Here is a 5,715-nt window from a genome sequence, read left to right as displayed (position 1 = left end):
ATTTTTCACTTCTATACCTATACTTTTTTCATTGTTTTGAACTAACACAACGAAATTGAATTTCTTTAATTTTGAAGTATCTTTATACTTAATGTTCTTTTTTGTTAGAAGTTCTTTAAAGATAACCTCAGCACGATCTCCCGCTCTCCTCTTATTTTCACTAGATTCGTCCGAACCAGGATTCTTTTTGCCAGAATTCTTTCTAAACCTTCTTCTCCCTTTAATTTTCGGTGAATTAGCAACAGTATTATTGTTAGAAACCACCTTTAAATCTTTTTCTAGTATAATCGAATCTAAATCATTCAGGTTCTTTAATATATATCGGCCTTTATATTTTTGTTGGTTTGAACCTATGGTTTCAAATAGATAGATTGGTACTTTATCTTTCAATATATAATCATTATATTTATGATTACCCTTGATCAGGTAATACTTTACCTCCTCATTATCCAAATAAATATTATTGTAAATTTGATTCCCTTTAAATCTCCCTCTTGCTACAACAGCAACAACTTTCCCATCTTGATTTTTTACAGGTAGAATTCCAGGTGTTTGCGTTGAATAGAATCCAGCTAAAAAAATAAAATCCCAAGTTGTATACACCTCATTTTGAATTAAATCAGTGACTGTAAACCTCTGTTCAAGTTCATTTGTAAATTCTTTTCTAAATTTTTCTATATTTTCCTCATATGGAGAAAAGTTATGTTTTAAAAATAAATTCTTAACTTCAGCTGAAGTAGTGTTCTTATTCAAGTAATCTAATATATTTCCGGTGCATTTCATATTTTCTAGAATTGTTCTTTCCGAAATTGCTATTGCGTTTAACCTTTTCAAATCATCGGCATAGGCATCTGTATATTTCATATTCGTCTTGCCGCTTCTATACTCTTTGTGTGCATTAACAATTGGAGTTATTGTTCTTTCTATTAAAAAAAGTGCCGACTCTATCATAATTGTCACCTTCCCTTATCAATCTACATTATAACAAAGTATCATCAAATTTCATGGAATAGTTTTCACGGTAGAATCTTTATCTAACTTTATGATGAAGCAAATCCAACATCGATAAAAACTATCTCGAATGATTTAAGAGAATCACTGGTACGAATCTGAATCATCTCTAAGGAGTGGATTCTTCAAAGACTTGGGCTATAAGAACAAATAGAAGATTACTTACTTTCCTAAAATGCATTATCACCTAGAAAATGGATTGATCCATATTAAAGTGGAAGTGGTCATGGAGAAATACTAAGATCAACTTCTACACCTTGAGAAGAGTGGAAGCTGAATCAGCCCCTTTTTCAAAGAATATCACATTTTTAGAAGAACAGTAATTTTTTCTTTTTGGCTTGGAAGAGATGAGGTCTTTAAAGAAGCCATCAGATTGAACTTGTTCCGACTCATACCATTTATTTTCTTAAATCATACGAGCCATTTTTTCCTTAGTTGGAGCTGCTTCATCGTATCAATGCGTTGGCGGTATATCAATAGTCCTAATAGTAGGCAAACAGAAAAGGCAGTGAGAGCACTACCTAAGAAGCTTGGTGTATAAAATTGTGAAAAGACTTCTTCTAGTGTTATAGTCCTCCAATCTGTCCTCATAAGGGAGCGAAGAAGGAAGATAGCCATCACAAGAAGACAGATGACACCACAGACTACTAGACCAGTATGGTAGAGCAAGTTGCTGTCACATGGTTTAATTCGATTTCCTTTTATTTTGCAAATAGTATTTCCTTCTTTCTTAATATGAAAAGAGTAGTTATTACTTAAAGAGTAAACTGCTCTTTTCATACTTATTCTGATTTTAAGTGATTATTTTACTATTAAGTTGTTCTTCAAGGAATGGTTTAATTGAGATTACAATAATAGCTCTAATTTTTGCTTTTTGTTTATCACTAGGTTCTTTTCTCATATTAAACATTTTCAACATAAAATCAAAATCATTTTCGCCGTCATGATTATTATGCTTATTCGGTATAAAAGCACCTTCATCGAAAAGATGTTTTAGTAATTTACGTGAGAAAAAATCACCATCCAATGAAATAAATTCGTTTTCCTTTACCGCATGAAATAATCTGAATAGTTTTTCTTTAACAGAAGTAACTTCATTCAAATCTTCTCGATTAAATTTCTGAATACATGAACTTCCGATAGGAAACAAAGTATTTCCATTTTCTGCGTTGACAATAGTAAATAAATAGCGAATATTTTCTTTACCACAAACACAAGAAGATTGAGCTGTTTCATCTTCTACTACATCTTCAACTTCCCACTCTAATACAGCACTAGTCCACGACTCACTATTAGAGTTAGAAATAACTGCTTCTATTAGATTTTGCACATAACTTGAACTCATTAAATTCCTCCTTCTATAGTTATTACAGCACCTTATAAGATAATTCTAACATTTCGAAGGAATTACAACAATATCATGTGTTTTATCAAGATTTACTTACGGGAATTCTTTATAGCGCAAGTTTGATTATTTGAAATAAGTTTAATGTCACCAGCTTTTATATACCAGTCCACGACAGCTCCTCGGAGGGTAGCTGTTGAGACGCAAGCTGTTACTGGATTGACCAGTTCAATTTTCATATTGTTATCAAACTTTTCTCATTTTTGGTAAGAATGCTGACTTGAATCATGCGACCTTGACCTTTCGATTTAAGGTCATAGGTACGTTCTTTCACTTCCTCGGTCACGACACCTTCCTCATTGACAACTTTAACCTCACGTCGTAATGCTGAAAACTTTAATACTCTAAATATTTTTCTTTCTCCAGCACGATTTCTTCTTCTAATCTCATTTTTTCTATGCTTTAATCATGTCATTTGCGTGCATGATGTAGTTTGTGAATCTTCGATTTCCAATTTTGTAGACTTCTGCTGTAATACGTGGATTGATAAGTTTGATTTTTTTCTCCACTTCACAATTTTTTCGCCAGCTTCTGCCGGTAGGATAACGACAATATCATCAGCTCGTTGAATATTCAAGTACAAATTGTAACTACGAGAAAGAATGGTCGTCTTTCCTTGATACGTCGCAGTTCGATATTTCCTTCACCAGTAAATTCTAACTGTCCAAATGTTTGTTCCATACTTGGAATAGCATGTTCTAGTTCCATATAGTTTTTCCTCTTTTCTCTCATTTTTTAGTACGATTCAATTGTAAGTTCTAAATAATACGATTCTATGCGGTTGAGATTTGATAAAAAAACGTTTCGTTTTTAGAAACACCTTTTGATGGTTCTACATCTTCTAGTGTTGGTGAGATATCATCAACACTTTTTAATGTTTAATTTCAAGCATAATAAAAGACATAGATGGTAAGCACGATATACTTAGGTTACTACAATCCAAGAAAGGTGCTAGAATCTATGTCTATCTCTAATTCTATACGACTTACACTTAATATAAAAGACCCAAATATAACTTTTGATGCCAATTATGTTCATGAACTTAAAATAAAAGGTGTTCTATCCCTTGTTATAACGCAAAACTTTCACCACCTGCTCCAAGTTCTTGTCCGCATTGTGGTGTTGTCAATCAATCCTTCTCAATCATCAAAAACGGATCAAAAATTGTCACCATTAAAATGCCGAGAGTATCCAATCGAAGAACATTTCTTCGTCTCAAAAAGCAACGCTACCTTTGCAAACACTGTAATCATTCTTTTTCCGATCAAACATCACTTACTGAATATCGCCATTCTATATCAAAGAATACCTATATGGCCTGCATTCTTGATGCCAAGAATAAAATATCGATAAAGATATATAGATACGCCATGATATTTCACATGGGATTTTAAATCATTGGATTCATCAATTAAATCAACATTTCATGGTAAACCATAATACTTTACCCAAACATCTTTCTTTTGATGAATTTTCATCCGTTAAGTCCGTCCATCATAAGATGTCCTTCATTTATATGGATGCGTCCAATGGGAACGTTCTTGATATCCTTCCAAACAGACGCTTAAGCTTCCTCAAGAGTTACTTCTTGAGATTCCCACTTTATGTCAGAGAGCAGGTAGAAACAGTTTGCATCGATATGTACGAGCCATACATCCACCTGATTCACTCGTCTTTCCCCAACGCAAAAATCATTACAGATCGTTTCCATATCGTACAGCATATTAATAGATCTTTAAATGCTGTGCGAATACACGTTATGAAACACAATCCAAAATACTATGCCCGCCTTAAACGATACTGGAAGCTCATTCTCAAAGATGCTTCGAGTTTAGATAATCATCACTATCGAAAATTTACGAGTTACAAGTACCTTATGACAGAAGCACAGGTTATTGACGATTTATTACGACTTTCCCAAGAATTTGAAACTACATACTGGCTTTGCCAACATTTAAAACAAGCTATTAAACATAAGAACATATCTCTATTGTCCGATTTAATCAATCAGTCAAATCCTTATGTCGCTGATTCAATGCAACGTGTTTTAAAAACCTTCAAGAAGCAAGAATCCTACATCATTAATGCGCTAACATATCCTTACTCGAATGGGAGATTAGAAGGAACCAACAATCTGATTAAAGTTATAAAACGAATCGCTTTTGGTTATCGAGATTTTTATAACTTTAGGTCTAGAATTTTACTAATATCGAACACAATGGTACACTTAGAAATAAAAAACCATCATCATATTTCTATGACGATGGTACTGACTCTAAATATGTCGGACTATCTCACCAACACTAGATTATAAAGAGCCGTAAAAATGATCCTATGTTTATTTTATTGAATGTATCCCCATTTTTTTTGAACTTCTCTTGAGTAGTAATTTAAACTGCTTGTAAGCCTATTATTTCCTGTGCTATGTATACTAAATTGACTTATTGCAGACATAATTGCTCTTTCTTTAAAAGGTATGTGAATACACTTTGCACTACCATTTTTTATACGTTGAGCTAGACTTTTAGGCCAACGATTGCTTAATTGAGAAGGATCTAAAATTGAAGTAAAACCAGTGTAAGCGACAATAATAGGAAGTTGATATTTATCGACAGCTTTTTCAATTTCAAAATTTAGCATTCCTCTATCATAATTTGTATCATCGGAGATAATCAATAGGAAATTTTTTGAATTATTAAGTCGCTCCAGTAATCTATTCTGAAGAGTAATCTTTGAACTTGTATCTTTGACTTGATATGTCTTTTTATGACTGTCACTAAAATTTAACTCTGAGTTGTTACTCTTGTTCCACTTTTGAAGCAAACCGTAATACTTCATGTCACTTTGTGTAGGGTTAGTAGTAGCTTGTCCATCAAATGCTACATACGTTCCATTTCTATATGCCATAATTAACATCCTCCTGTAATCCAAATAAATTTATTTTATTAAATAGGTCTCCGTAAATAATAATAGTTAGTTTAGCCGGGTATTTAAAACGAGTTTCACTGATTCTAAATGTCCAGAGCATTATGTTTAACAATTCATTGATTTCAATGTTATTAAATCCACCTTTAAATCTTGTGATACCAGATCCAAATATTGGAACAGTTACACTTTTTTGAGCATAAACTCTATTAATTTCATCCCAAAAATTTAAAAGAAAATTGATATATTGAGTCATTGTTAGCTCTGCTTCGTTGTTATCATTAAACTTTGAAAAAGCAGTTAATACATAATCGTCTATTACTACAGAACTACCTAGTTTGTACTTAATTTTTTTTCCAATATTACCTTTTCTC

Annotated in this window: 9 protein-coding genes and 1 pseudogene; 2 read left to right on the top strand and 8 right to left on the bottom strand. The window is 32.5% G+C overall.

The window, feature by feature from the left end; translation table 11 throughout:
* The 6 genes and pseudogenes from GVV20_RS09980 to GVV20_RS10685 form a co-directional block, all read right to left on the bottom strand.
* A partial coding sequence (locus GVV20_RS09980; RefSeq protein WP_250690195.1) for a hypothetical protein occupies positions 1-951 on the bottom strand: 951 nt, incomplete at its 3' end.
* 853 nt (positions 952-1,804) lie between these two features.
* On the bottom strand, positions 1,805-2,356 hold the full coding sequence (locus GVV20_RS09970; RefSeq protein WP_159740286.1) for a hypothetical protein: 552 nt from the start codon (positions 2,354-2,356) through the stop codon (positions 1,805-1,807).
* Between the two features lie 235 nt (positions 2,357-2,591).
* Positions 2,592-2,768, bottom strand: a complete 177-nt coding sequence (locus GVV20_RS10700) for a DUF961 family protein (RefSeq protein WP_432276252.1) — start codon at positions 2,766-2,768, stop codon at positions 2,592-2,594.
* A 43-nt stretch (positions 2,769-2,811) separates the two neighbouring features.
* A complete protein-coding gene (locus GVV20_RS10695) occupies positions 2,812-2,925 on the bottom strand; it encodes a DUF961 family protein (protein WP_432276251.1) in 114 nt (37 codons plus the stop codon).
* Positions 2,907-2,993, bottom strand: a pseudogene (locus GVV20_RS10690) (hypothetical protein); the annotation flags it as partial. The gene GVV20_RS10695 and the pseudogene GVV20_RS10690, both read right to left, overlap by 19 nt.
* The gene (locus GVV20_RS10685; protein WP_415711949.1) at positions 2,990-3,124 is read right to left on the bottom strand and encodes a hypothetical protein; all 135 of its coding nucleotides are present in this window, start codon (positions 3,122-3,124) and stop codon (positions 2,990-2,992) included. The pseudogene GVV20_RS10690 and the gene GVV20_RS10685, both read right to left, overlap by 4 nt.
* A 353-nt stretch (positions 3,125-3,477) precedes the next feature.
* On the opposite strand from GVV20_RS10685, the gene GVV20_RS10680 reads away from it, so the two are divergent.
* Complete coding sequence (locus GVV20_RS10680; RefSeq protein WP_159740325.1) at positions 3,478-3,810, top strand: transposase family protein; 333 nt, start codon at positions 3,478-3,480, stop codon at positions 3,808-3,810.
* Positions 3,780-4,730 (top strand): ISL3 family transposase, encoded by a 951-nt coding sequence (locus GVV20_RS09955; protein ID WP_349252236.1) that lies wholly within the window; start codon positions 3,780-3,782, stop codon positions 4,728-4,730. Before GVV20_RS10680 ends, GVV20_RS09955 begins: the two co-directional genes overlap by 31 nt.
* Before the next feature lie 29 nt (positions 4,731-4,759).
* Here the strand turns inward: GVV20_RS09955 and GVV20_RS09950 are convergent, their stop codons facing one another.
* On the bottom strand, positions 4,760-5,323 hold the full coding sequence (locus tag GVV20_RS09950) for a TIR domain-containing protein (RefSeq protein WP_159740287.1): 564 nt from the start codon (positions 5,321-5,323) through the stop codon (positions 4,760-4,762).
* On the bottom strand, positions 5,313-5,715 hold a 403-nt coding region (locus tag GVV20_RS09945), incomplete at its 5' end, for a macro domain-containing protein (RefSeq protein ID WP_250690193.1). The genes GVV20_RS09950 and GVV20_RS09945, both read right to left, overlap by 11 nt.

It is taken from the genome of Erysipelothrix aquatica (genome assembly GCF_009828775.2).
GTDB classification, from domain to species: Bacteria; Bacillota_I; Bacilli_A; order Erysipelotrichales; family Erysipelotrichaceae; genus Erysipelothrix; species Erysipelothrix aquatica.
The sequence above is the reverse complement of the archived record's forward strand: the minus strand, read 5'-3'. Positions and strand labels throughout refer to the sequence as shown.

Bases quoted from the DNA above. Each gene is read 5' to 3' on its own strand.
- GVV20_RS09970 (WP_159740286.1), bottom strand. From the start codon at position 2,356: ATGAGTTCAAGTTATGTGCAAAATCTAATAGAAGCAGTTATTTCTAAC.
- GVV20_RS10685 (WP_415711949.1), bottom strand. From the start codon at position 3,124: ATGGAACTAGAACATGCTATTCCAAGTATGGAACAAACATTTGGACAG.
- GVV20_RS09950 (WP_159740287.1), bottom strand. From the start codon at position 5,323: ATGGCATATAGAAATGGAACGTATGTAGCATTTGATGGACAAGCTACT.